Origin of the sequence: Rhodococcus opacus B4 (assembly GCF_000010805.1) — a bacterium.
GTDB lineage: Bacteria > Actinomycetota > Actinomycetes > Mycobacteriales > Mycobacteriaceae > Rhodococcus_F > Rhodococcus_F opacus_C.
Map to the genome: position 1 here is coordinate 837,465 of NC_012522.1, position 23,484 is coordinate 860,948.

Here is a 23,484-nt window from a genome sequence, read left to right on the forward strand (position 1 = left end):
CTAGCCTGGGGGCGTGCCACTGTTCTCGAAAGCTCTGCGACCCGGATTCTGCCTACTCGCCGCAACCCTCTCCCTGGTCGCTCTGACCGCCGGGTGCGGAGGTGACGGCGACTCCTCGGAGTCGACCCCCGCAGGGTCCACGTCCACTCCCGCCGAAGTGACCGTCCCGATCTCCGCCACCACCGTCGAACTGATCCAGCCCGGCGAGGAACCGCGGGAGGTGATCTCGCGCAGACCACCGGCGGGGGTCACGCAGGACGTCCAGCTGACCACGGACGCGCAGGTGTTCCAGCAGATCGACGACCAGCCCGCCCAGGACTTCTCCTCCCCCGAGGTGACGCTCCCCCTCACCGCCGCCGTCGGCCGGGCGACCGAGGACGCGGACGGCGGCACCACCGTCGACCTCACGCTCGGCGACGTCACCAGCCCCGACGACCGCCTCGGCAGCGCACTCGAAGCGAGTGCCGGTTCCGGCGCCGGGTTCACCGTCGATCCCACGGGTGCGATCACCGCACTGCGGCTGCGACCGGACGCCGATGCCCAGGACATCGCCCGCTCCGCGATCGAGCAGGCCTTCTACCAGGCCGTCTACCGCACGGTCCCGTTTCCGGCGGAACCGGTCGGCGTAGGCGCCCAGTGGACGATCCGCCAGCAGGTGATGAGCGGCATCGCCCTCGACCAGACGACGGTGGCCACTCTGACCGCGCGGGACGGCAACCGCCTCACCGTCGACTACACGATCGACCAGAAGCCGAAGTCCCCCGTGTGGGAACTGCCCGGAGAGGCAGGCACGCTGAACGTCGACCAGTACGTGATGCAGGGCTCGGGCACCATGACCGTCGACCTCGGCCTGCCGCTGCCGGTGTCCGGGACCGTGACCGTGGGCGGTGACCAGCAGTACAGCGACCCCGACGGCGCCACCCGCCTGCACCAGACCACGTCGAACTCGGTCCGGTGGGGTTCCTGATGCGCCGCGGGCCCGCCGCCGCGTCCTGTTCCCTCCTGGCCGTGCTCGCGCTGTCGGCGTGCTCGTCGAACGCGTCCGGCGACGCAGACGACGCCCCCTCGATGGAGCCGCTCGGTCCGGTGGTGACCGCCGCGCCGGACGCGGCGGGTACACCGTTCACCGATCGGGCCGCGCTGAAGGCGGCCCTCCTCGACGTCGGCGACCTTCCCGTCGGATTCACCCCGGTGCCCGATCCCGAGGACGATCTGGGGTTGCCGCCGGCATCGGAGTCGGCGGAATCCGACAAGTCGAGCACGGATCCCGCCGCGTGCGGCGCGGTGCTGTCACCGGTCGCGGACCAGCGCGCGGGAGCGGCGGCGTCGGCGTCCGGCTGGTTCACCGGCCCGGGCTTCGCGACCATCGACCAGGACGCGGCGAGCTACCCCACCGGCACGGACGCGTCCCAGGCCTTCGCCGCGGTGCAGGAGCGGCTGGCGGGATGCACCCGGTACAGCGGCACGGACGCCGACGGGGTGCAGGTGCAGTACCTGATCGGCGGCCGCGACCAGCAGCCCGCGGGCGACGCGTCGACGGCGTTCCGGCTCGTCACCACGAGCGAGGGCGTCAGTCTCGTCTCGGACGTGGTGGTGGTCGTCGTGGGCAGCACCGTCACCCAACTGGTCGCGACGGGTCAGGACCCGATCGACGCCGGCGTCTTCGGCGACCTGACGAGCACCGCCGTGGCGAAGTTCGCACCCGCACCCGCCGGCTGAACCGACCCCGCAGACGACCGATGCCGGTGTCCCCGAGGGGACACCGGCATCGGTGCGAGAACGTCGCGATCCGTCAGGACCGCACTGTTCGGCCTGGAATCAGGCAGGGCATGCAGGCGAGGTCAGCTGCGCGAGCGACACGATCTGGCATGCGGTGATCTTCGACAGCTTCCACGTTCCGTTCTCGCCGGGAACGAAGATGGCCGGAACGCCACCCTGCTGGACCTGGCCGTTGACGGTCAGCTGCAGCTGGCCACTGGCGGTGCCGTCACCGTTGTCGATGACTGGGTCGAGAACGGTGACCTCGGCGTTGTTGGCCTTGGCGGCGGCAGCGACCTGGTTGATGAGCTCCGGATCCTGCTCCGAGCCCTCGACCATCGCGGACTTGACCTCGAGCGGGGTGGCCGGATCGAGGCCCTGCACCAGGAGGGCGTTGAGATCGGCCGCGGTGGGCACCTCGATGGCTTCCGAGGTCTCGGCTGCTGCGGAAGTCGTCGTCGTGGTCTTGGCCGCCGTGTCGCCCTCGTCGGAGCCACACGCGGACATCGTGAGGGCTGCGGCGATTGCTACTCCGGCAACCGTGATCTTACGAAGCTTCAACTCAATAACCTCTTCATTCTCGGTGTTCGTTCTCTGACGATCTGAGCACTTTCGCTACCCCGGCGACATTACCCAAGGGTAGGCATCAGCGCCCGAGGCTACCTTCTCGCGGAGCCGGTCTCCACTCCCTCGTCCGGGCGAGGGGTCCGGTCACGCGAGCGAGCCTTCCACATCGGCGGTGTCGAGTTGCCCGTCGTCCTCCTTGAAGGTGCGGGCCTTTCCCGGACCCGTTGTGCGCGTTTCGAATCGGACGGTCACGACACCGTGCCCGGCACCCTGTACCCAGCCGTGCCCGAAGTCCGGGTGCGTCACGTCCAGACCGGGATGCCACCGGGTGTCGATCGCCCGGGCGGGCGCGGGGACGGGCACGGCGAGGCCGTCGTCACCACCCGCCTCCGTGATCTTCGACTCCTGGTAGCCCGGGACGTCCAGGTCCAGTTCGGGGAACAGCGAGCCCTGGCGCACCGTCGACAGTCCCGCGAACCCCACCCCGACCAGACGCACCGGGCCGAGTTCGATCGGGTCGATCACCTGACGCTGCGCGGCCGCGACCAGAATCTGACGGTCGAGTGTTGCGTAGGGCAGTGTGACCGAGCGCGTCACGATGCTCATGTCCGCCTTCTTCAGCTTCAGCACCACCGTCCGCGCGGCCCGGCCGTCCTTCTGCAGGCGCACGAACGCGGACGCCGCGCTCGCCTCGACGGCACCCCGCAACTCCGCCATCGTGACGATGTCGGTGGCGAAAGTCGTCTCCGCACTGACCTGTTTGGACTCGGCGCGTTCGGCGACGGGCCGGTTGTCGACGCCCTGCGCCAACCGGTGCAGGCCCGGTCCGATCGTGGTGCCCAGAATCGACGCGACCTCCGATTCCGGGGTCCGCGCGAAACCGCCGATGGTCTCGATGCCGAGCCGCTTCAGTTTCTCCTCCGCGACCGGGCCGATGCCCCACAGCTTCCGCACCGGAAGTTCGTCCAGCACCGCGTGCTGCTCGTCCGGCGAAATCACCGTGATCCCGTCGGGTTTGGCGAGGCCGGACGCGATCTTGGCCACCTGTTTGCCCGACCCGGCCCCGATGGACGCGACGAGCCCCGTCTCCTCGAGGACCAGGGCCCGCAGTCCCTCGCAATAGCGTTGCACCGCCGCCGCATCCGCTCCGGCCAGCTCGGTGGGTTCACCGAACGCCTCGTCCATCGACAGTTGCTCGAGCACCGGCATCGGCCCGCGGAGCGCGTCGAACACGGACTTGCTCAACATGCCGTACAGCCGGCCCCGCGGCGGCAGCACCACCGCGCCCGGACCGACCAGCCTCCGGGCCTGATGCATCGGCATGGCCGACCGCGCGCCGAACACCCGAGCCTCGTAGCTGGCCCCGGCGACGACGCCGCGGCCGCCGAGACCACCGACGAGAACCGGCCGGCCGCGGAGCGTCGGCCGGGTGAGCTGCTCGACCGACGCGAAGAACGCGTCCATGTCGAGGTGCAACACCCACCGACGACTCACCTGGTGCAAAATACCCGCCCGGTCCGACAGGTCACGCCTTCGAGATCGCCGCCCGCACACCCTCGCCGAGTTCGACGGCATCGCCCGGCGCCTCGGCCAGTTCCAGCTCGACGGCGAGGATCTCGCCCGCGATCAGTTCCCGGTGCGCGAGCGCCCAGTCCCGCCGTTCCGCGGGCACGTCGAGGACGACGGTGATCCGATCGGACACCTCGAGCCCGGCCGCGCGGCGCGCGTCCTGCAACTCGCGGATCCGGTCCTTCGCCCAGCCCTCGGCTTCCAGTTCCTCGGTGACCGCCGAGTCGAGGACGACCAGACCGGCGCCGTCGGGCAGGGCCGCCGTCGACTCCGGTTCGGCGGCGACCAGCCGCTGGGTGTACTCCTCCGGCAGCAACGCGATCCCCGCCGCGACGACGACGCCGTCCGCATTCTCCGACCAGTCCCCGGCCTTGACGGCCTTGATGACGGTCTGCACGTCCTTACCGAGCCGCGGTCCGGCGGCGCGCGCGTTGACGACGAGTTCGAACCGTCCGTGCACGTCCACGTCCGTGGTGAGGTCGACCTTCTTGACGTTGACCTCGTCGGCGATGAGACCGAGGTACGGGCGCAGCCGCTCCGCGTCCTCGGACGCGACGGTCACCTCGGGCAGGGGCAGCCGCACCCGCAGGTTCTGTGCCTTGCGCAGGCCCAGCACCGTCGAGCACACCGATCGGACCTCGTCCATCGCCGACACCAGCTCCGGATCCGCAGGCAGATCACCGTGGGCAGGCCAGTCCGCGAGGTGGACCGACCGTCCGCCGGTCAGCCCCCGCCAGATCACCTCACTGATCAGCGGAAGCAGCGGAGCGGCGAGCCGGGTGACCACCTCGAGCACCGTGTGCAGGGTGTCGACGGCCTCGGCGTCCTCGTCCCAGAAACGCGAACGCGACCGCCGCACATACCAGTTCGTCAACGCATCGCAGAACGTGCGCAGTTCGTCGCACGCCCCGGCGATGTCGTTCGCCTCGAGCGCGTCGGTGATGACGTCCCGGGTGCCTGCCAGCTTCGCGAGGATGTACCGGTCCAGGACGTTCGTCGAATCCGTGCGCCACACACCCGAAGTCGGCGCGTACAACTGCAGGAAGCTCCACGCGTTCCACAGCGGCAGCAGCGCCTGCCGGACACCCTCGCGGATGCCCTGCTCGGTGACGACCAGGTTCCCGCCGCGCAGGATCGGCGACGACATGAGGAACCACCGCATGGCGTCGGAGCCGTCGCGCTCGAACACCTCCTTCACGTCCGGGTAGTTGCCCTTGGACTTGCTCATCTTCAGGCCGTCCTCGCCCAGGACGATGCCGTGCGCCGCAACGGTCTTGAACGCGGGGCGATCGAACAGCGCCGTCGCCAGCACGTGCAGCGTGTAGAACCAGCCGCGGGTCTGCCCGTTGTACTCGACGATGAAATCGCCCGGGAAGTGCGAGTCGAACCACTCCCGGTTCTCGAACGGGTAGTGCACCTGCGCGTACGGCATCGACCCGGACTCGAACCAGCAGTCCAGGACCTCCGGCACCCGCCGCATCATCGACTTCCCGGTCGGGTCGTCCGGGTTGGGGCGCACCAGGTCGTCGATCATCGGGCGGTGCAGATCCGTCGGCCGCACGCCGAAGTCACGCTCGAGTTCGTCGAGGGAGCCGTACACGTCCGTGCGCGGGTACGCCGGGTCGTCGGACACCCACACCGGGATCGGGCTGCCCCAGTACCGGTTACGGCTGATGTTCCAGTCGCGGGCACCCTCGAGCCACTTGCCGAACTGCCCGTCGCGGATGTGCTCCGGCACCCACGTGATGTCCTGGTTCAGCTCCACCATGCGGTCGCGGAACTTGGTCACCGCGACGAACCACGACGGGACCGCCATGTAGATCAGCGGCTGCCCGCTGCGCCAGCTGTGCGGGTACGAGTGCTCGATCGTCTCGTGCCGCAGCAACTTACCAGCAGCCTTGAGGTCCTTGATGATCACCGGGTTCGCGTCGAACACCAGGAGACCCTCGTACGGCGGCACCATCGCCGTGAACTTGCCGCCCGGGTCGAGCGGCTGCACCAGTTCGATCCCGTTGCGGACGCAGTAGTCGTAGTCCTCCTCACCGAAAGCCGGTGCCATGTGCACGATTCCGGTACCGGACTCGGTGGTCACGTAGTCGGCGGACAGCACGCGGTGCGCGTTGTCGTGGCCGGCGAAGAAGTCGAACGGCGGGTCGTAGCTGAGCCCGACGAGCTCGGAACCCTTGTGCTCGGACAGCACCTCGGGCGCCTCGCCCAGTTCGCGGGCATAATGACCCAGCCGGTCCTTCGCGAGCACGTACCGCTTCCCGTCGCCACCCGCGACCTGCACGTAATCGATGTCGGGGTGCACCGCGACGGCGAGGTTGGACGGCAGCGTCCACGGCGTGGTGGTCCAGATGATCGCGTTGGCGCCGTCGAGCGGGCCCTCACCGTGCAGCACCATGTCGACCGTGACGGCGGGATCCTGGCGCATCTTGTACGCGTCGTCGAGCCGCGTCTCCTGGTTCGACAGCGGCGTCTGCTCGTACCAGCTGTACGGCAGCACCCGGAAGCCCTGGTAGATCAGGCCCTTGTCGAACAGTTCCTTGAACGCCCACATGACCGACTCCATGAAGTCGAGGTCCAGGGTCTTGTAGTCGTTGTCGAAGTCGACCCACCGGGCCTGACGGGTCACGTAGTCGCGCCACTCGTCCGTGTAGCGCAGCACCGACGACTTGCAGTACTCGTTGAACTTCTCGAGACCCATGACGTCGATCTCGGACTTGTCCTTGATGCCGAGTTGCTTCTCCGCCTCGAGTTCGGCGGGCAGCCCGTGACAGTCCCAGCCGAATCGGCGCTCGACCTTCTTGCCCCGCATGGTCTGGAACCGCGGGACCAGGTCCTTGACGTACCCGGTGAGGAGGTGGCCGTAGTGCGGGAGACCGTTCGCGAACGGCGGACCGTCGTAGAACACGAACTCGGGGGCGTCGCCACGCTGGGCGACCGAGGCGCGGAAGGTGTCGTCCTCGTCCCAGCCGGCCAGCACCCGCTGCTCGATCTGGGGGAACCGGACGCCGGCGTCCTGGGCGACGCCGTAGTCGACCTTGGGGTACGACTCGTTGCTGCTGGTCACGTTGCTGGTGTCGGTCACCGCGATCTCCTCGTGCCTGACGTACTCGGCACGGGGACGACGGCGACGCCTCCTGCGTCACCACCGCGGTACCACCCCGCTTGCACCCCGGAGGGCGCCTCTCGGTGCCGGGCTGTGACGGGCCCACCCGTTCGGTTCTACTGAGCCGGCGTGCCGGCCGTTCTTCCGAAGGCTCCCCGGTGATGGCCGGATCGTCGCCGCAAACTGTACTGAATTATTCGCTGAATGCAGTCTAGCCGCCACCGCCGCGAGGCGGCTCAGTCGGCACCGCCGGGCGGCTCAGTCGGTCTCGTCGGATCCGGATGTCGTGTCCGGATCCGCTGCGGGACCGCGTTCACCGGGGACGCCGCTCGCGGGTTGCCCCGGCACGACCGCGGCCTTCTTGCCCGCGAGGGCGCTGACGAGCAGCAGGACCGCCCCGGCGACGCATACCACGATGCATCCCCAGGCCCACACGACCGAACCGGTCATGAGAGCCACCACCAGGAGAGCGAACCCCACCGCTGCAAGAGCGAGTGTCACGACCAGCACGGCTCAACCTCTATCCGGGCCGCTGGCTGGGCAACTACCGCGCGCTCAGTCAGCTATTGCCCTTGGCGTAGGACTGGCTGTAATTGGACTGCGATCCACCCTGTGCGAACGAATCCTGACCGCCGTCCACCGGAACCGCGGATCCCCGCTGCTCCAGTTCCTCGAGCTGCGACTCCAGGTACGACTTCAGGCGCACACGGTATTCGCGCTCGAACGTCTTCAGCTGCTCGATCCGGCCTTCCAGCACCGAACGCTGCTGGTTGATCGTCGCCATGATCTCGGTGTGCTTCTTCTCCGCGTCCGCCTGCAGCGCGTCAGCCTTCTCCTTGGCCTGGCGCAGCTGGGTCTCGGAACGGGTCTGAGCGTCGGTGATCAGTGCTTCCGACTTCTGGCGGGCGTCCGAGATCATCGTCTCGGAACGGGTCCGCGCGTCACTGACCAGCTGCTCCGAGTTGGTGCGCGCATTGCCGAGCAGCTGCTCGGACTCGGTCTTCGCGTCGCTCGTGAGACGGTCTGCCATCTCCTGGGCGAGACCCAGGACCTTGGCGGCCTGCATGTGAGCGTCGGCGCCCTGAGCGGGGGCCGCGGCAGCCGCGGCGGCGGGGGCCGGAGCGGGCGCGGGAACCGGAGCCTTGGGCTGCTCGGCGACGCGAGCGGGTTCCGCCTTGGGGGCCGGAGTGGGTGCTGCGGACGTGGAGCGGGGAGCCTTCTTCGCATCGGCGAGTTCCTTGTCGAGCTCTCCAACTCGCTGCCGAAGGTCGGCGTTCTCCTCGATCAGGCGCGACAACTCTTGCTCGACGAGGTCGAGAAACGCATCGACTTCGTCTTCGTTGTAGCCCCGCTTACCGATCGGTGGCTTGCTGAACGCGACATTGTGCACATCAGCGGGAGTCAGCGGCATGGAAGGATCCCTTCACGCGTCATTTGGCGGTCTAGCAAGCATTCAGTTACAGCGCAGTCTACGTAACGGTGAAACAAGACTGGATCAATGGGGTCCATTCTGTCACACCACTCCCGTGGCACGCGCTTGTCCCTGAACGATCGACATCAGGATGAAGACGATGAACAGCAAGACCATGATGGATAGATCCAACCGCACCCCACCGAGATTGATCGGGGGGATCAACCGCCGAAGCAGTTTGACCGGTGGATCGGTGACCGTAAAAATCGCTTCGAGAATGACGACCACGACGCCGGTTGGCCGCCAGTCTCGTGCGAAGGTCCGTACGAACTCGACAATGATTCTGCCGATGAGTAGCAGCCAAAAGACAAACAGTATCAAGTAGATCACCGAGAACAAGGCCACACCTTCACTTTGCCTGAGAATGCCCGGCCGATCAAAACGAGCCGCGTGGCCAGGGCGTTCTGCGCCACAGCCGTCGCGGCTCGCGTCGTGTCGGACGTTCGGATCCCGATGGTCGTTTCCCCCGCTCCCCGGCTTACTTCTGGCTGTAGAAGCCCGTTTCGGCGATGCGGCGACGCTCCTCGGCGGACACGTCGATGTCGGCGGGTGAGAGCAAGAACACCTTCGTGGCCACCTTGTCGAACGAGCCGCGCAGTGCGAACGCCAGCCCGGCGGCGAAATCCACGAGGCGCTTGGCGTCGGCGTTGCTCATCTCGACCAGGTCCATGATGACGGGGGTGCCGTCCCGGAACCGCTCGCCGATGGTGCGGGCCTCCCCGTAGTCGCGGGGGCGGAGCGTGGTGATCTTGGACAGGGGGCCACCTTCGTCGAAGAGGGGACCGCGACGGCTCTCGACCCGGTCCGATCGCGTGTCGACGGCGAGCGCGCCACGAGTGCTGCCGCGCACAGCGCCGCTCGCGCTGGGACGGGCCGACCGGACGGCCACGGGTTCGACCCGGGACGAGTGCCGCGGGCTCTCGTACCGGTCGAAGTCGTCGTCGAGGTCGTCCCGCCGACCGGGTGCGTAGGCGGCCTTGCTGAAGGCCGGTTCGGCGAAGTCACGGTCGTCGCGGTCGTGGTAGGGATCGCGTCCACTGTCGCGCGCCGGTCGAGCGGGCCTGCGCGTGGGTTCCGGCTCGTCCAGGTACTCGTCCTCGTAGTCGTCGAGGGGAACCATGCCGAAGTAAGCCTTGAACTTGTGCAGACTGCTCATTGATCGACCTTCCTTGGCGCGGCGGACAGGATCCAACTGCGACCGGTCGCAGCGGTGGACGGGTTGGCGATCACCTGGGCGATCTATTTCGAGGTTATAGGCCTCGCACCCAACAGCGCGGTTCCGACACGCACGCAGGTGGACCCGTGTCGGACGGCGTGCTCGAGATCATTCGTCATCCCCGCCGAGAGTTCCGTCGCATCCGGATGGTCGCGCCGTAGCCGCGCGTGTATCTTGTGCAGTTCCTCGAACGCCGCGTCCGGGTCGGCGTCGATCGGCGGAACCGCCATCAGTCCGCGGTACTCGAGCCCCGGCGACGACTGCACCTGCGCGGCAAGGCGATCGAGGTCGGCGATCGCGGCGCCGCCGCGCTGCGGGTCGCCGTCCAGGCTGACCTGCAGCAGCACCCGCAGCGGCGCGGGCCGCTCCCCCGCCTCCAGGGCCGCGGCCGCCGCGCGGCCGAGGGCGCCGACGAGTCGTTCGCTGTCCACCGAGTGGATGGCATACGCCCAGTGCGCGACGGCCTTCGCCTTGTTGCGCTGGAGGTGCCCGATCATGTGCCACCGCACCGACGGGTCCGTCACCGCGGTGCGGAACTCCGCGATCTTGGCCGTGGCCTCCTGCTCTCGCGACTCCCCGAATTCACGGCAGCCGAGGTCGTACAGGATCCGCGCGTCCGATTCGGGGAAGAATTTCGTGACGGGCAGGAGCGACACCTCCGCGGGGTCGCGACCGGCCTGCAGGCACGCCGCGTCGAGCCGTGCGCGCACGGCTCCGAGTGCGGCCTCGATGTCCCCGGTCCTGCTCATCGTTTCCACTCCCACACCGAATCCCTCACCGCCGCCCACGGCAGTCACCTCGCCGGCTCGCCGGCAGTCGTCATACGCTGTCCTGCCCAGTATCCATCCAGATCACCGCCGCGAGCCGACCGGTCGGGGCCTGGCGGCGATGACTGAAGAGTGTCTGGTCCTCGATGGTGCAGCGCGGATCCTCCGCCACTCCGGCGACACCCGCGTCGAGCAGTTGCTTGCGCAGACCCGCCCGCAGGTCCAGACCCGGGGTCCCCTTGACGGTGCGGACGGCGCTGCCGGGAAGGAACTTCTCCACGTCCGCCTGCATCGCCGCGGGCACCTCGTACTGCCTGCCGCTCGCCGCCGGACCCAGGAACGCGCCGATCCGGTCGATCCGCGCTCCCTGCTCGACCATGACGTCGAGCACCCGCGGAACGATGCCGATGCGGGCGCCGATCCGCCCGGCGTGGACGGCGGCGATCACCCCGGCCTCGTCGTCGGACAGCAGCACCGGGACGCAGTCGGCGCTGAGGGTCGCGAGCGCGAGTCCCCGAACAGTCGTCACGAGAGCGTCCGTCGCGGGAACCGGCGTATCGGTGGGCCCGTCGACGACGGTCACGTTGCGACTGTGGATCTGCTCCATCCACACCAGGTGGTCGAACGGCACCCCGATCTCCCCCGCGAGCCGGCGCCGGTTCGCCTCCACCGCGGCCGGATCGTCGCCGACGTGATCACCCAGGTTGAACGTGTCGTACGGTGCGACGGAGCGTCCGCCGGCACGGGTAGTCACAACCCGGCGAACCCTGAACTCGGGGGCGGGCGGCGAACTCAACGACGCATGAAGGAGGGCACGTCGACTTCGTCTTCACCCTCCTCGTCGGACACCGGTACCGCACGGGACTGACCGTTTCCGGGAAGCGGCGGCAGACTGCTCGGGCTCTGGTGCGAGCTGATCGTCTCGCGGGTCACCGACATCGGCTCGCTGTTCTGCTGCTCGGCCGACTGCCCGACCTCGCCCGCCCGTCCGGCGCCGATGGCGCTGCGACCGGCGGCACCCGACTCGACCGGCCTGCGGGTGGGGGTCCCGCCGTCGAACCCGGCGGCGATGACGGTGACCCGCACCTCGTCGCCGAGCGAATCGTCGATGACGGTGCCGAAGATGATGTTGGCGTCGATGTGGGCGGCTTCCTGCACCAGCGACGCAGCCTCGTTGATCTCGAACAGACCGAGGTCGCTGCCACCGGCGATCGAGAGCAGCACGCCGCGCGCACCCTCCATCGACGCCTCGAGCAGCGGGGAGTTGATCGCCGATTCCGCGGCCTTGATGGCCCGGCCCTCGCCACGGGAGGATCCGATGCCCATCAGGGCGCTACCCGCGCCGGACATGACGCCCTTGACGTCGGCGAAGTCGACGTTGATCAGTCCGGGGGTGGTGATGAGGTCGGTGATGCCCTGAACACCGTTGAGCAGGACCTCGTCGGCGCTGCGGAACGCGTCCATGAGGCTGACCGCGGCGTCGCCGAGCTGCAGGAGGCGGTCGTTGGGGATCACGATGAGGGTGTCGCACGATTCGCGCAGCGACTGGATGCCGGTGTCGGCCTGGCCGCCGCGGCGCTTGCCCTCGAAGGAGAAGGGCCGCGTGACGACGCCGACGGTGAGGGCGCCGAGCTTGCGCGCGATACTCGCGACGACCGGTGCGCCGCCGGTGCCGGTGCCGCCGCCCTCGCCTGCGGTCACGAACACCATGTCGGCGCCCTTGAGGACTTCCTCGATCTCGTCCTTGTGGTCTTCTGCGGCCTTGCGGCCGACTTCGGGATCCGCGCCGGCGCCGAGCCCGCGGGTGAGTTCCCGGCCGACGTCGAGCTTGACGTCGGCGTCACTCATCAGCAGCGCTTGCGCGTCGGTGTTGACGGCAATGAACTCGACTCCCTTGAGTCCCTGCTCGATCATCCGGTTGACTGCGTTCACGCCGCCGCCGCCGATGCCGACGACCTTTATTACGGCGAGGTAGTTGTGCGGGGGCGTCATCGGCTCTCGCCTTCCATGAGTGTGTATCACGCTTTCGTACAGATCAGCCCAGCCTGAACCCTCAACCTCAACCATAGGGTTACGGTTATGTCAAGTGCTGCTCGACTAGAGCGAAACGCTATGCACCGGCATACGGATACGCCATTAGGCGCGCCGAGACGCGCCGAGTTATTTGACGAACTCGCCCGCAACTCTTTCGCATCCGGGTCACGACCCCTCACCGCACCGTCGGCAGGTCGGGACTCGACACGTCGTACGTCTGCCCCGGCTGGGTGAGCAGCGGCAGGGTGACCGCGGCCTTGCGCTCGGACTTCTCCGTGCCGCCCCACACGACGATCCGTCCGTCGAGCAGCGTCACCGCGATATCCGAAATCGACTTCGCGGCAACCTGTCCCACCTGTCCGCGCAGCTGGGGCGGCATCGATTCCAGCACCTCGATCGCCGCCTCGGTGGACGGGTCGCCCCACCCCGGCTTCTCCGTCACCAGTCGCGGCACCCCGGGCGGCGGCGGGGCGATCTCGTAATCCACCGCCTCCGCGTCGAGGAGGTGGGTGCCACCGGGGCTGTCGACGAACACGACGGGCACCCGCTCGGTTACCGTGACGCGGATGGTGGACGGGTACACCCGTTGCACGCGGGCGGACGCCACCTTCGGGATCGCGGCGACGCGCAGCGCCGCGCCCTCGGTGTCGACGCGGAGCAGCGGCTGCCCCTGCGGCACGGCCAGCACCTGGCGAATCTGCTCCTCGGAAATCGACGTCGCCCCCGCGACGTCCGTCTGACGCACCGACAGCAGCGGGGTGAACCACGCAACGAGACCGAGCGCCACGACCACGACGACGCCGACGACGCCCATCACCGCCGGACGCCGGTACCACGAGCGACGTTGCACCTCCGCCGCCGCGGACCTCCGTGCCGCCGAGGCTGTTTCGCGGGTGTGCCGTGTGCCGGGGTCGGTGGCGGTGGAGCTTCGCCGACGCGAGGACGTGCGGTCGCCCGCCGTCGCGCGTGCGGCGGACGCACCCGGTCGCGGACTGCGCTGGGCGTCGCGGCGGACAGGGCGGTCCGGCCGCTCGGACCGGCCCCGGCGCTCCCGCGTCATCGCGACGGGTGGTGGTGCGGAGCCGCACGCAGAGCGTCGAGGATCTGGTTCCCGAGCATCGTCACGTCGCCGGCGCCCATGGTGATCACTACGTCACCAGGGGACGCGAGGGCAGCGACCTGACGCGGCGCCTGCGACAGGTCCGGCTGGTAGTGCACCGGCTTGGACACCGACAGCGCGACCAGGGCGCCGCTGACGCCCGGGAGCGGTTCTTCCCGAGCGCCGTACACATCGAGGACCATGACCTCGTCGGCGAGGTCGAGTGCGTGCCCGAATTCCTCGGCGAATGTTGCTGTGCGGGAATACAGGTGCGGCTGGAAGACCACGATCACCTTGCCGCTGCGCACCGGCTCCTCGGATTCGCGGCGGTCGGCCTCGTGGGGCTGGCTCACCAGATCCGCGGCGGCGCCGAGCACGGCCCGCACCTCGGTCGGGTGGTGCGCGTAGTCGTCGAACACGCGGACCCCGTGCTCGCGGCCGGTGAACTGGAACCGCCGGTGCACTCCCCCGAAACCGGCGATGCCCTCGAGGATCTCGTCCACGTCGGCACCTGCCTCCCGGGCGGCGAGGAGCGCGGCCAGCGCATTGAGCGCCATGTGCCTGCCGGGCACGTTCATCCGGATCGTCCTCGGCGCCTGCTCCCCGGCCAGCTGGAACTGCAGTACCCCGCCGACGTCCCGGGCCTCGAAACTCAGCAGGCGCGCGCCGACCTCGACGCCGTCGATCGGAGCGAAGGCCCCGTCCGCGTCCTCGGCGCTGCCGTAGCCGAGCACCCGCACCCCCGGCAGTCCCCGGGCCGCCACCCGCTGCGCGAGCGCCGCCGACCCCGGATCGTCGAGACAGGCGACGAGCAGCCCGCCGTGCGACAGCCGGGCCGCGAAATCGTCGAATACCTGGATGTACGCCTCGGGGCTGCCGAAGTAGTCGAGGTGATCGGCCTCGACGTTGGTGACGACGACGACGTTCGGGTCGTACTGGAGCAGCGAACCGTCGCTCTCGTCGGCCTCGGCGACGAACACGTCGCCACTGCCGTGGTGGGCGTTGGTCCCGGCCTCGTTGAGTTCGCCGCCGACCGCGAACGACGGATCGAACCCGCAATGCTGCAGCGCCACCACCAGCATCGACGTCGTCGACGTCTTGCCGTGAGTGCCCGACACCAGCAGGGTGCGGTGCCCCTGCATCAGCGAGGCCAGCACTGCGGGCCGCAGGATCACGGGAATCCCGCGCCGGGCCGCCTCCACGAGTTCCGGGTTGTCCTTGGGGATGGCCGCGTGGGTGGTGACCACGACGGTCGGGCCGCCGGGCAGCAGATCGAGTGCGCCGGCGTCGTGGCCGATGCGGACCTGGGCGCCGCGGGCGCGCAACGCGAGGACGCCGCGACTCTCCTTGGCGTCCGAACCGGACACCTGGCCACCCCTGGCCAGCAGGATCCTCGCGATTCCGGACATTCCGGCGCCGCCGATCCCGACCATGTGGACACGTTCCAACTGCGCGGGCAGGTCGGTCATCGGGTTCCCCTCGTCTGCGCGGCCACGTCGATCACGATGCGCGCAACCTCGGCGGCTGCGCTGCGGTGACCCGCGCCGGCCGCGCGTCGCCCCATGTCCTCGAGCTGCGCGGGGTCGCGCAGCAGAGGGATCACGGTCTCCGCGACGAATCCGGCGGACAGGTCTCCGTCGGCCACAATCATTCCACCTCCGGCGGCGACGACAGGCCGCGCGTTCAGTTCCTGCTCGCCGTTGCCGTGTGGCAGCGGCACGTACACCGCGGGAAGGCCGACCGCCGACACCTCGGCCACCGTCATCGCGCCCGACCGGCAGATCACGGCGTCCGCCGCCGAATAGGCGAGGTCCATCCGCGACAGGTAGGGAACGGCGACGTACGGCGGGCCGCCCGGGGCCGCGGGAACGTCGAGGGTGTTCTTCGGTCCGTGCGCGTGCAGGACGGCCACCCCGGCCGCCGCGAGCGACTCGGCCGCACCCGACACGGCCTCGTTCAGCGACCTCGCGCCCTGGGAGCCGCCGAACACCAGCAGCACCGGGCCGTCGGCGGGGAGGCCGAAGTGCGCACGCGCCTCCGCCCGCAGCGCCGACCGGTCGAGACCGGTGATCGACGCCCGCACCGGGATACCGAGGATTTCGGCGTCCGACCGCCCCCGCGCCGAGACGCCCGAACCGGCGACGGCCGCCAGGACGCGGGCGGCGCGGCGGGCGCCGATCTTGTTCGCGATCCCGGCGCTGGCGTTCGCCTCGTGCACGACGATCGGAATGCGGCGCCTGCGGCGGAGCAGGCCGGGGCCTGCCGCGAGGTACGCAGGCAGCGCGACATACCCGCCGAAACCGACGACGACGTCGGCGCCGGTCGCGTCGAGCACCTCGCGGGTGCGGCGCACCGACGCGCGCACGCGCCCGGGCAGCCGCAGCAGGTCGAGGGTGGGTTTACGGGGCAGCGGCACCGGCGGAACGAGTTCGAGCGGATAGCCCCGCTCGGGAACCAGGGTGGTCTCGAGGCCACGGGCCGTGCCGAGAGCGGTCACCACCGCGGTGTCGTCGATCGCCTTGATCGCGTCGGCCACGGCCAGGGCCGGTTCGATGTGCCCGGCGGTACCACCGCCGGCCACGATCACCGACAGGGTGGACTTGTCGCCGTTCACCTACGAAATCCTCGCTCTCCTGCTCGGCCACCCGAGCTTCGCTGTTGACGTGCACCGCGTTCGGGGGTGCGGCCCGTGCCGCGTTCGGGGCGGCCCTTCTCGTATGTGATGCTGCGGGTCCGCGGGGCCATCTCGCGACCGGCCCGGCGACGCGCCTCGGCCCGGCGCACCGCCTCCGCGCGCGCCGCGTCCGCCCGCACCGGTGAATACGCCTCCGGTTTGCGGAGCCGCAGCAGACGACCGAACGGGCCGTCCTGCCCCGAGTGCAGCGCCGCGACCGCCTCCGGTTCGTGCCGGGCCGCGTTGGCGACGAGACCGAACATGAACAGTGTGGTGGCCGTCGACGTTCCGCCCGCCGACACCAGCGGCAACTGCAGGCCGGTGACGGGGAGCAGCCCGATCACGTAGCCCACGTTGATGAACGCCTGACCGGTGATCCACACCGTTGCCGTTCCGGTGAGCAACCGGAGGAACGGGTCGGCGGATCGGGCCGCGATGCGCAGGCCCGTGTACACGAACAGCCCGAACAGGCCGAGGACGGCGGCGCCGCCGAGGTATCCGAGTTCCTCGCCGATGATCGCGAAGATGAAGTCGTTGTGCGCGTTCGGCAGGTAGCTCCACTTCGCGCGGCTCTGCCCCAGCCCCCGTCCGAGGATCCCGCCGTCCGCGAGCGAATACATCGCCTGCCGCGACTGGTATCCGATGCCCTGCGGGTCGGAACCGGGGTTGAGGAACTCGCGGACGCGAGCGGACCGGTAGCCGGCGGTGAGCGCGAGGATCACGATTCCGGCGACGCCGGTGCCGACGATGGCGACGAACAGCTTCAGCGGCAGTCCCGCGAACCACAGCAGCGCCATCAGGATGATGGCCAGCGAGACCGTCGTACCGAGGTCGGGCTGCAGGATGATCAGGACGAACGCGACGAGAGCGGCCGGAACCAGCGGAACCAGCATGTCCCGGACGCTGGAGATGTCGCTGCGGCGCGACGCCAGGATGTGCGCGCCCCATACCGCCAGCGCGATCTTGGTGAGCTCGGCGGGCTGCAATGAGAATCCCGCGACGACGAACCAGCCACGGGTGCCCTGGGATACGGTGCCGATGCCGGGGATGAGGACCAGGACCAGCAGGATGATCGTGATCGCGAACGCCGGAAAGGACAGGGCGCGCATCACCCGGACCGGGATCTGCAGCGCGGCGTAGAACAGGCAGAGCCCGAGAGCAGCGAACAGTGTCTGCCGGGTGAAGAGGGTGTACGCCGAACCGTCGGAGGCGTAGGCCTCGACGCTCGAGGACGACAACACCATCACCAGACCGAGGACCGTCAGCAGAAACGCGATGGTGACCACAAGGTGGAACGACGCCAGCGGCCGAGAGAGCCACGCCCCGATCCGGGTGCGCGGGCTGCGGGGCGGGGCGGTCCGTGTGCGCGGACTCGACGGGGCACGCTTGGCGACCCCGGGTGCGGCGGCGGTGCGGGCCGGGGACCGCTGTCCTTCGGGGACGCGGCGGGTGCGGGCTCCGGCGGAGGTCATCGCAGGGTCCTGGAGATGTCCGACTCGTCGAGCCTGCCGACGGCGACCGCGAAGCTGCGCCCCCGGTGACCGTAACTGTCGAACATGTCGAGCGACGCCGCCGCGGGCGCCAGGACGACGGCATCGCCTGCCGATGCCAGCGCAGCAGCCTCGCGCACGACGACACCCATCACGGCGTCGCTGTCGGTGTCCGCCGCCAGCACCACCCGGTGCGTCGCGGTCTGCGGGACTGCACTCACCCCTGCATCGTCTCCCGTTTCGACGGTGACCACGGGAACCTCGGGGGCGTGTCGCGCAAGCGACTCTGCGATCTGCCTCGCATCGCGGCCCAGCAGGACGGCGCCCGCGAGGCGGCCGGCCACCTCCCGGACCAGGTCGTCGACCCGCGCACCCTTGAGTAGACCACCGGCGATCCACACCACCCGGTCGTGGGCGAGGATCGACGGGCGGGCGGCGTGCGGGTTGGTCGCCTTGGAGTCGTCGACGAACGTCACTCCCCCGACCTCGGCGACGCGCGCCGCTCGGTGCGGGCCCACCACGTGGGCGGCCAGGCCCGCGGCGACCGCATCCGGTGGAACGCCGATCGCCCGGGCGAGAGCCGCCGCTGCCAGCGCATCCATCAGTCCGGCGGGCCCGGGTGGGGTGATCCCGTCGGCCGGGGCCAGCCGCTCGCCGTCCGCGAACGCGCGGTCGACGAGGTACCCGTCCTCGACGCCCAGTTCGCCCGCCGCAGGCACACCCAGCCGGAACCCCAGAGTGCGCACTGCGAGAGACGAGGAGAAGAGAGACGACGCGACCTCGTCGTCGAGGCCGAGCACCGCGACCTCCCCGGTCAGGGCGCGGGCCTTCGCGTCGATGTACGGCTGCATGCCGCCGTGCCAGTCCAGGTGATCCTCGGCGATGTTGAGGATCGCACCCGCGGTCGGCCGGACCGACGGCGCCCAGTGCAGCTGGAACGACGACAGTTCGACGGCCAGCACCTCAGCCCGCGGTCCGGTCGGCCGCAGTGCGTCGAGCACCGGAAGTCCGATGTTGCCGCAGGCCAGGCTCGGCAGCCCGGCCGCCTCGAGAATGGACTGCAGCATCGAGGTGGTCGTCGTCTTGCCGTTGGTGCCGGTGACCACCAGCCACCGCCGCGGCGGACCGTAGAGCCCGGCCCGGTCCACGTGCCAGGAGAACTCGATGTCGCCCCAGATCGGGACCCCGTCCCCGGCGGCGGCCGAGAGCAGCGGCGCGTCCGGGCGGAACCCGGGGCTCGTCACGACCAGCGCGAACTCGGCGACCTTCTCCCGTTCGGCGAGCAGATCGTCGATCGGGACCGTCGCCGCCCCCCGCCGCGCGCACTCGGCGAGGGCGTCGACGTTCGAGTCGGTGACGGTGACGTGGGCCCCGAGGTCGCGGAGAGGCTCGATGGTGGCGCGGCCGGAGACACCCGCACCGGCGACGAGGACACTGCGGCCCCGCAACCAGTCGAGCCCGCCGTGTTCCTCTGTCATGGCGTCAGCCCCCGATCGCTGCCAGGTACTCGCTGTAGAACAGCGCGAGCCCGATCGCGGAGGCGATGGCGGCCAGCAACCAGAAGCGGATGATCACCGTCGTTTCCGCCCACCCGGCGAGTTCGAAGTGGTGGTGGAACGGGGCCATCCGGAACACGCGTCTCCGGCTCGACCGGAACACCGCGACCTGGATCACCACCGACGCGGCCTCGGCGACGAACAGCGCGCCGATCACGACCATCAGCAGTTCGGTGCGCGTCGTGATCGACAGTCCGGCGAGCATGCCGCCGAGTGCCAGCGAACCGGTGTCGCCCATGAAGATCTTGGCGGGCGCCGCGTTCCACCACAGGAATCCGATGCACGCACCGGCGCCGGCCGCGCAGATCAGGGCCAGGTCGAGCGGATCGCGGACGTCGTAGCAGCCCTTGCCGGGGCTCGTCTCACACGCGTTGCGGTACTGCCAGAACGTGATGATCACGTACGCGCCGAGCACCAGGCTCATGGAACCGGCGGCGAGGCCGTCGAGACCGTCGGTGAGGTTGACCGCGTTCGACCACGCGCTCACCAGCAGGTAACAGAAGGCGACGAACACGACGGAGCCCATCGTGACCGTCGCGATGTCCCGCACATAGGACAGGTGCTCGCTCCCGGGGGTGAGGTCGTTCGCGCCCCGGAACTGCAACGCGAGAATGCCGAACGCCACCGCCGCGATGAGCTGCCCGACGAGTTTCGCCGTCTTGTTCAGTCCGAGGTTGCGCTGCTTGCGGATCTTGATGAAGTCGTCGAGGAACCCGACACCGCCCAGCGCCGTCGTGAGACCGAGCACGAGAAGTCCGGACGCCGACGGCCCGTCCGCGTCGTACCCGATGCCGATCAGGTGCGAACCCCAGTAGCCGGCCCACAGTCCGGCGAGGATGGCGACGCCGCCCATCGTGGGGGTGCCGCGCTTCGACTGGTGACTCGCCGGACCTTCGACGCGGATCTCCTGGCCGAACCCCTGGCGGGAGAAGGCCTTGATGAGAACGGGGGTCAGCAGAATCGAGACGGCGAGCGCGATGCCCGCCGCGAAGAGGATCTGTCTCACCGCGTGGCCTCCGAACCCTGCTGTCCCGTGCTTCCCGCCAACACCGTGTCCGCGACCTCCCACAATCCGATGGACTGCGACGCCTTGACGAGCACCAGATCTCCCGGCGCCAGTTCCTTCTCGAGCAGTGCGACCGCACCGGCGATGTCGGGGACGAGGATCGACTCCTCACCCCACGACCCCTCCATGACCGCACCCTGGTGCATGGCGCGGGCGGGCCTGCCGGTTCCGACGATGATCAGCCTGCTGACATCCAGCCGGACCGCGAATCTGCCGATGGCGTCGTGTTCGACCACTGATTCTGGACCCAGCTCGGCCATTTCTCCGAGCACCGCCCAGCTCCGGCGCGCCGCTTCCCGGCCCGACCGGGCCATCGAGACCAACGCTTTGAGGGCAGCCCGCATCGAGTCGGGGTTCGCGTTGTACGAATCGTTGACGACGGTCACACCGTCCGGCCGGTCGCGCACATCCATCCGGCGCCCCGAGACGGCGGCGGCGGCGGAGAGCGCTCGCGCGATCTGGTCGAGGTCCGCACCGCATTCGAGCGCCACCGCGGCTGCGGCGAGTGCGTTGCCGACCTGGTGCTCACCGTGCACGGCGAGTTCGACGGGGACGCTGCCCGCCGCGGTCGTGAGAGTGAAACGCGCCCTTGCCCTCTCGTCGAGCACGATGTCGGTGGCCCGCACGTGCGCGGACTCCGACCGGCCGACGAGCACCACCCGCGCCGACGTCCGAGGGGCCATCGCCACCACCAGCGGATCGTCCGCGTTGAGGATCGCGACACCGCCGTCGTCCGCCGACGGCAGCGACTCCGGGAGTTCACCCTTGGCGGCGGCGATCGCGTCCCGCGAACCGAACTCGCCGAGGTGCGCCGTTCCCACGTTGAGGACCACGCCGATCTTCGGGGGCGCGATCGCGGCGAGGGAGGCGATGTGGCCGCGGTCGCGGGCCGACATCTCCAGGACCAGGAATCCCGTGCCCGCGTCCGCGCGCAGCGCGGTCCACGGGTGGCCGAGTTCGTTGTTGAACGATCCGGGCGGAGCGACGACGGGACCGAGAGGCCGCAGGACGGCGGCGAGCAGATCCTTCGTCGACGTCTTGCCTGCCGAGCCGGTGACGCCCACGACCGTGAGCCCCTTCGCGGTGAGGTCGTCGACGGAGGCGCGCGCGAGCTTCGCGAGGGCCGCGAGCACGGCGGCGCCCGATCCGTCGGTGTCGTGTTCGAGCGCCATCGCCTTGCTCGGGCCAGTGCCCGGGGCCGGGGAGACGACGACGGCGGGAACCCCGACCGGGCGCGCGGCCAGGACAGCGACCGCGCCGGCTTCGACCGCCGAGGCCGCGTGATCGTGACCGTCGACGCGGGCGCCGGGCAGCGCGAGGAACAGTCCGCCCGCGGTGACCTTGCGCGAGTCGAACTCGACCGTTCCCGTCACCTCGGCCGACGGGTCGGCGACGTCGTGCAGTTCGCCGCCCACGATCTCGGCGATCCGAGCGAGTGTCATCGGGATCATCGCGTTCCTCCGACCTGTCGCTCGATCGCGTCGCCCAGTACGGCGCGGTCGTCAAATGGGTACTTCACCCCGTGTATCTCCTGACCGATCTCGTGTCCCTTGCCTGCGACCAGAACCACGTCGCCTGCCTGCGCCCAGCCGACGGCGTCGGCGATCGCCTTCGCTCGGTCCGCTACTTCCCACACCTGTCCCCGCTCGGATTCGGGCACCCCGAGGGCGCCCTCGCGGATCGCGGCCCTGATCGTCGCCGGATCCTCGGTACGCGGGTTGTCGTCCGTGATGATGAGCAGGTCGGCTCCCCGTGCGGCCGCGGCGCCCATCAGGGGCCGCTTACCCGCGTCACGATCGCCCCCGGCTCCCACGACGACGGCGACGCGTCCGCGTGCCTGCTCGCGCAATGTCGCGATCACGGCCTCGACCGCCGCGGGCTTGTGCGCGTAGTCGACGACGGCGAGGAAGTCCTGCCCGCGGTCGATCCGCTGCACCCGGCCCGGCACGTCGACGCCGGCGATGCCCGCGACGGCGTCGCGCGGATCGACGCCCAGCACGGCGCACAGCGCGACGGCGAGCGACGCGTTCGCGACGTTGTACTGCCCCGGCAGCCGGAGTTCCACGTCGAGGGTCGTTCCTTCGGCGGTGGTGAGCGCGAACTTCTGCGAGCCGGATGCCGACACCGTCGCCGGGCCCGCCGTCCACACCGCGCCGCCGGTCTCCGGTGTGGTCGCGACCGTCGTCACGATCGAATGCGCGCCTCGCGCGACCTCGGCCATCCGCCGGCCCCACACGTCGTCGACGCAGATGACGGCGTGCTGCGCGTGCACGGACGACTCGGCCGCGAAGAGCCGCGCCTTGGCGGCGAAGTAGTCCTCGAAGTCGCGGTGGAAGTCCAGGTGGTCCTGGGACAGGTTCGTGAACGCGCCGACGTCGAAGCGGACTCCGTCGACCCGGCCGAGGGACAGCGCGTGGCTGGACACCTCCATGACGACGGTGTCGATCCCCTGCTCGAGCATCACGGCGAACAGCGCGTGGAGTTGCGGCGCCTCGGGGGTGGTCAGGGCGCTCGGCACCCGGCGGCCACTCATCCGGGTCTCGATGGTGCCCACGAGACCGGTCGTCCGGCCGGCCGCGTTGAGGGCGCCTTCGACGAGATACGAGGTGGTGGTCTTGCCCGACGTTCCCGTGATACCGATGACCTGCATCTTCTCCGAGGGCCGACCGTAGATGGTGGCCGACAGCTCACCGAGCACGCCGCGCGGGTCGTCGTGGACGAGCACCGGTGCGTCGGTGCCCAGCGCGGATACCAGTGCGAGGCCGGCCTCGTCGGTGAGGATCGCGGTCGCTCCGCGGTCGAGAGCGTCGGCGGCGAACTCCGCGCCGTGCGCGCGCGCCCCGGGAAGGGCCGCGAACAGATCACCCTCGACGATCCCTTGGGCGCGCAGATCCACTCCGGTGACGATGACGTGCTCGGCGGTTCCGCTGGGTGCCTCGACCCTCGCTCCGGCGAGCGCCGCCAGAGCGCTCACCGTGGTACGGACCGGCTGGGCGGGGCGAAGACCGTCTGTGACCTTCACCTCCACTGACGCCGACTGCGGGCGGGACGGAACAGGCACCGGGCTCCTCTCGGATGTCGACTCTCACTGACAACGGCGTAGTG

20 protein-coding genes are annotated in these 23,484 nt (G+C 69.8%); 2 read left to right on the forward strand and 18 right to left on the reverse strand.

The genetic code is table 11. The annotated features are described in order from the left end of the window. Nucleotides 1–13 precede the first annotated feature (13 nt). Both ROP_RS03880 and ROP_RS03885 read left to right on the forward strand, forming a co-directional pair. Nucleotides 14–967: a hypothetical protein gene (locus ROP_RS03880; protein WP_012688044.1), complete on the forward strand. Its 954-nt coding sequence runs from the start codon at nt 14–16 to the stop codon at nt 965–967. Beyond that, on the forward strand, nt 967–1,719 hold the full coding sequence (locus ROP_RS03885) for a sensor domain-containing protein (RefSeq protein ID WP_012688045.1): 753 nt from the start codon (nt 967–969) through the stop codon (nt 1,717–1,719). The genes ROP_RS03880 and ROP_RS03885 overlap by 1 nt, the downstream gene beginning before the upstream one ends. A gap of 99 nt (nt 1,720–1,818) precedes the next feature. On the opposite strand, the gene ROP_RS03890 is transcribed toward ROP_RS03885, so the two are convergent. The 18 genes from ROP_RS03890 to ROP_RS03975 form a co-directional block, all read right to left on the reverse strand. After that, nucleotides 1,819–2,319 (reverse strand): hypothetical protein, encoded by a 501-nt coding sequence (locus ROP_RS03890; protein ID WP_012688046.1) that lies wholly within the window; start codon nt 2,317–2,319, stop codon nt 1,819–1,821. 150 nt (nt 2,320–2,469) lie between these two features. Then, on the reverse strand, nt 2,470–3,804 hold the full coding sequence (locus ROP_RS03895; protein WP_043824185.1) for a DNA polymerase IV: 1,335 nt from the start codon (nt 3,802–3,804) through the stop codon (nt 2,470–2,472). Nucleotides 3,805–3,850: 46 nt separating this feature from the next. Then, nucleotides 3,851–6,985: an isoleucine--tRNA ligase gene (gene ileS, locus ROP_RS03900; RefSeq protein WP_043824187.1), complete on the reverse strand. Its 3,135-nt coding sequence runs from the start codon at nt 6,983–6,985 to the stop codon at nt 3,851–3,853. Nucleotides 6,986–7,264: 279 nt separating this feature from the next. Next, complete coding sequence (locus ROP_RS03905) at nt 7,265–7,516, reverse strand: hypothetical protein (protein ID WP_043824189.1); 252 nt, start codon at nt 7,514–7,516, stop codon at nt 7,265–7,267. A gap of 49 nt (nt 7,517–7,565) precedes the next feature. Beyond that, nucleotides 7,566–8,417: a DivIVA-like cell division protein Wag31 gene (locus tag ROP_RS03910; protein WP_012688050.1), complete on the reverse strand. Its 852-nt coding sequence runs from the start codon at nt 8,415–8,417 to the stop codon at nt 7,566–7,568. 102 nt (nt 8,418–8,519) lie between these two features. Further along, nucleotides 8,520–8,822: a YggT family protein gene (locus ROP_RS03915; protein ID WP_012688051.1), complete on the reverse strand. Its 303-nt coding sequence runs from the start codon at nt 8,820–8,822 to the stop codon at nt 8,520–8,522. Between the two features lie 133 nt (nt 8,823–8,955). Beyond that, nucleotides 8,956–9,633: a cell division protein SepF gene (locus ROP_RS03920; protein WP_012688052.1), complete on the reverse strand. Its 678-nt coding sequence runs from the start codon at nt 9,631–9,633 to the stop codon at nt 8,956–8,958. A gap of 83 nt (nt 9,634–9,716) precedes the next feature. Continuing rightward, a complete protein-coding gene (locus tag ROP_RS03925) occupies nt 9,717–10,442 on the reverse strand; it encodes a YggS family pyridoxal phosphate-dependent enzyme (RefSeq protein ID WP_043826236.1) in 726 nt (241 codons plus the stop codon). 70 nt (nt 10,443–10,512) lie between these two features. After that, nucleotides 10,513–11,256: a peptidoglycan editing factor PgeF gene (pgeF, locus tag ROP_RS03930; RefSeq protein ID WP_012688054.1), complete on the reverse strand. Its 744-nt coding sequence runs from the start codon at nt 11,254–11,256 to the stop codon at nt 10,513–10,515. Next, nucleotides 11,253–12,452, reverse strand: a complete 1,200-nt coding sequence (ftsZ, locus tag ROP_RS03935; protein ID WP_012688055.1) for a cell division protein FtsZ — start codon at nt 12,450–12,452, stop codon at nt 11,253–11,255. Before ftsZ ends, pgeF begins: the two co-directional genes overlap by 4 nt. A gap of 217 nt (nt 12,453–12,669) precedes the next feature. Beyond that, complete coding sequence (locus ROP_RS03940) at nt 12,670–13,554, reverse strand: cell division protein FtsQ/DivIB (RefSeq protein WP_012688056.1); 885 nt, start codon at nt 13,552–13,554, stop codon at nt 12,670–12,672. Then, entirely contained in the window at nt 13,551–15,062 is a 1,512-nt protein-coding gene (gene murC / locus ROP_RS03945) for a UDP-N-acetylmuramate--L-alanine ligase (RefSeq protein ID WP_012688057.1), read from the reverse strand. Before murC ends, ROP_RS03940 begins: the two co-directional genes overlap by 4 nt. Next, nucleotides 15,059–16,207 (reverse strand): undecaprenyldiphospho-muramoylpentapeptide beta-N-acetylglucosaminyltransferase, encoded by a 1,149-nt coding sequence (murG, locus tag ROP_RS03950; protein ID WP_012688058.1) that lies wholly within the window; start codon nt 16,205–16,207, stop codon nt 15,059–15,061. Before murG ends, murC begins: the two co-directional genes overlap by 4 nt. Beyond that, complete coding sequence (gene ftsW / locus ROP_RS03955) at nt 16,204–17,739, reverse strand: putative lipid II flippase FtsW (RefSeq protein WP_012688059.1); 1,536 nt, start codon at nt 17,737–17,739, stop codon at nt 16,204–16,206. Before ftsW ends, murG begins: the two co-directional genes overlap by 4 nt. After that, entirely contained in the window at nt 17,736–19,235 is a 1,500-nt protein-coding gene (gene murD / locus ROP_RS03960) for a UDP-N-acetylmuramoyl-L-alanine--D-glutamate ligase (RefSeq protein ID WP_012688060.1), read from the reverse strand. The genes ftsW and murD overlap by 4 nt, the downstream gene beginning before the upstream one ends. Before the next feature lie 4 nt (nt 19,236–19,239). After that, nucleotides 19,240–20,319: a phospho-N-acetylmuramoyl-pentapeptide-transferase gene (gene mraY, locus ROP_RS03965; RefSeq protein WP_012688061.1), complete on the reverse strand. Its 1,080-nt coding sequence runs from the start codon at nt 20,317–20,319 to the stop codon at nt 19,240–19,242. After that, on the reverse strand, nt 20,316–21,830 hold the full coding sequence (locus ROP_RS03970; protein WP_012688062.1) for a UDP-N-acetylmuramoyl-tripeptide--D-alanyl-D-alanine ligase: 1,515 nt from the start codon (nt 21,828–21,830) through the stop codon (nt 20,316–20,318). The genes mraY and ROP_RS03970 overlap by 4 nt, the downstream gene beginning before the upstream one ends. After that, complete coding sequence (locus ROP_RS03975) at nt 21,827–23,440, reverse strand: UDP-N-acetylmuramoyl-L-alanyl-D-glutamate--2,6-diaminopimelate ligase (RefSeq protein WP_043824193.1); 1,614 nt, start codon at nt 23,438–23,440, stop codon at nt 21,827–21,829. The genes ROP_RS03970 and ROP_RS03975 overlap by 4 nt, the downstream gene beginning before the upstream one ends. Nucleotides 23,441–23,484: the final 44 nt, after the last annotated feature.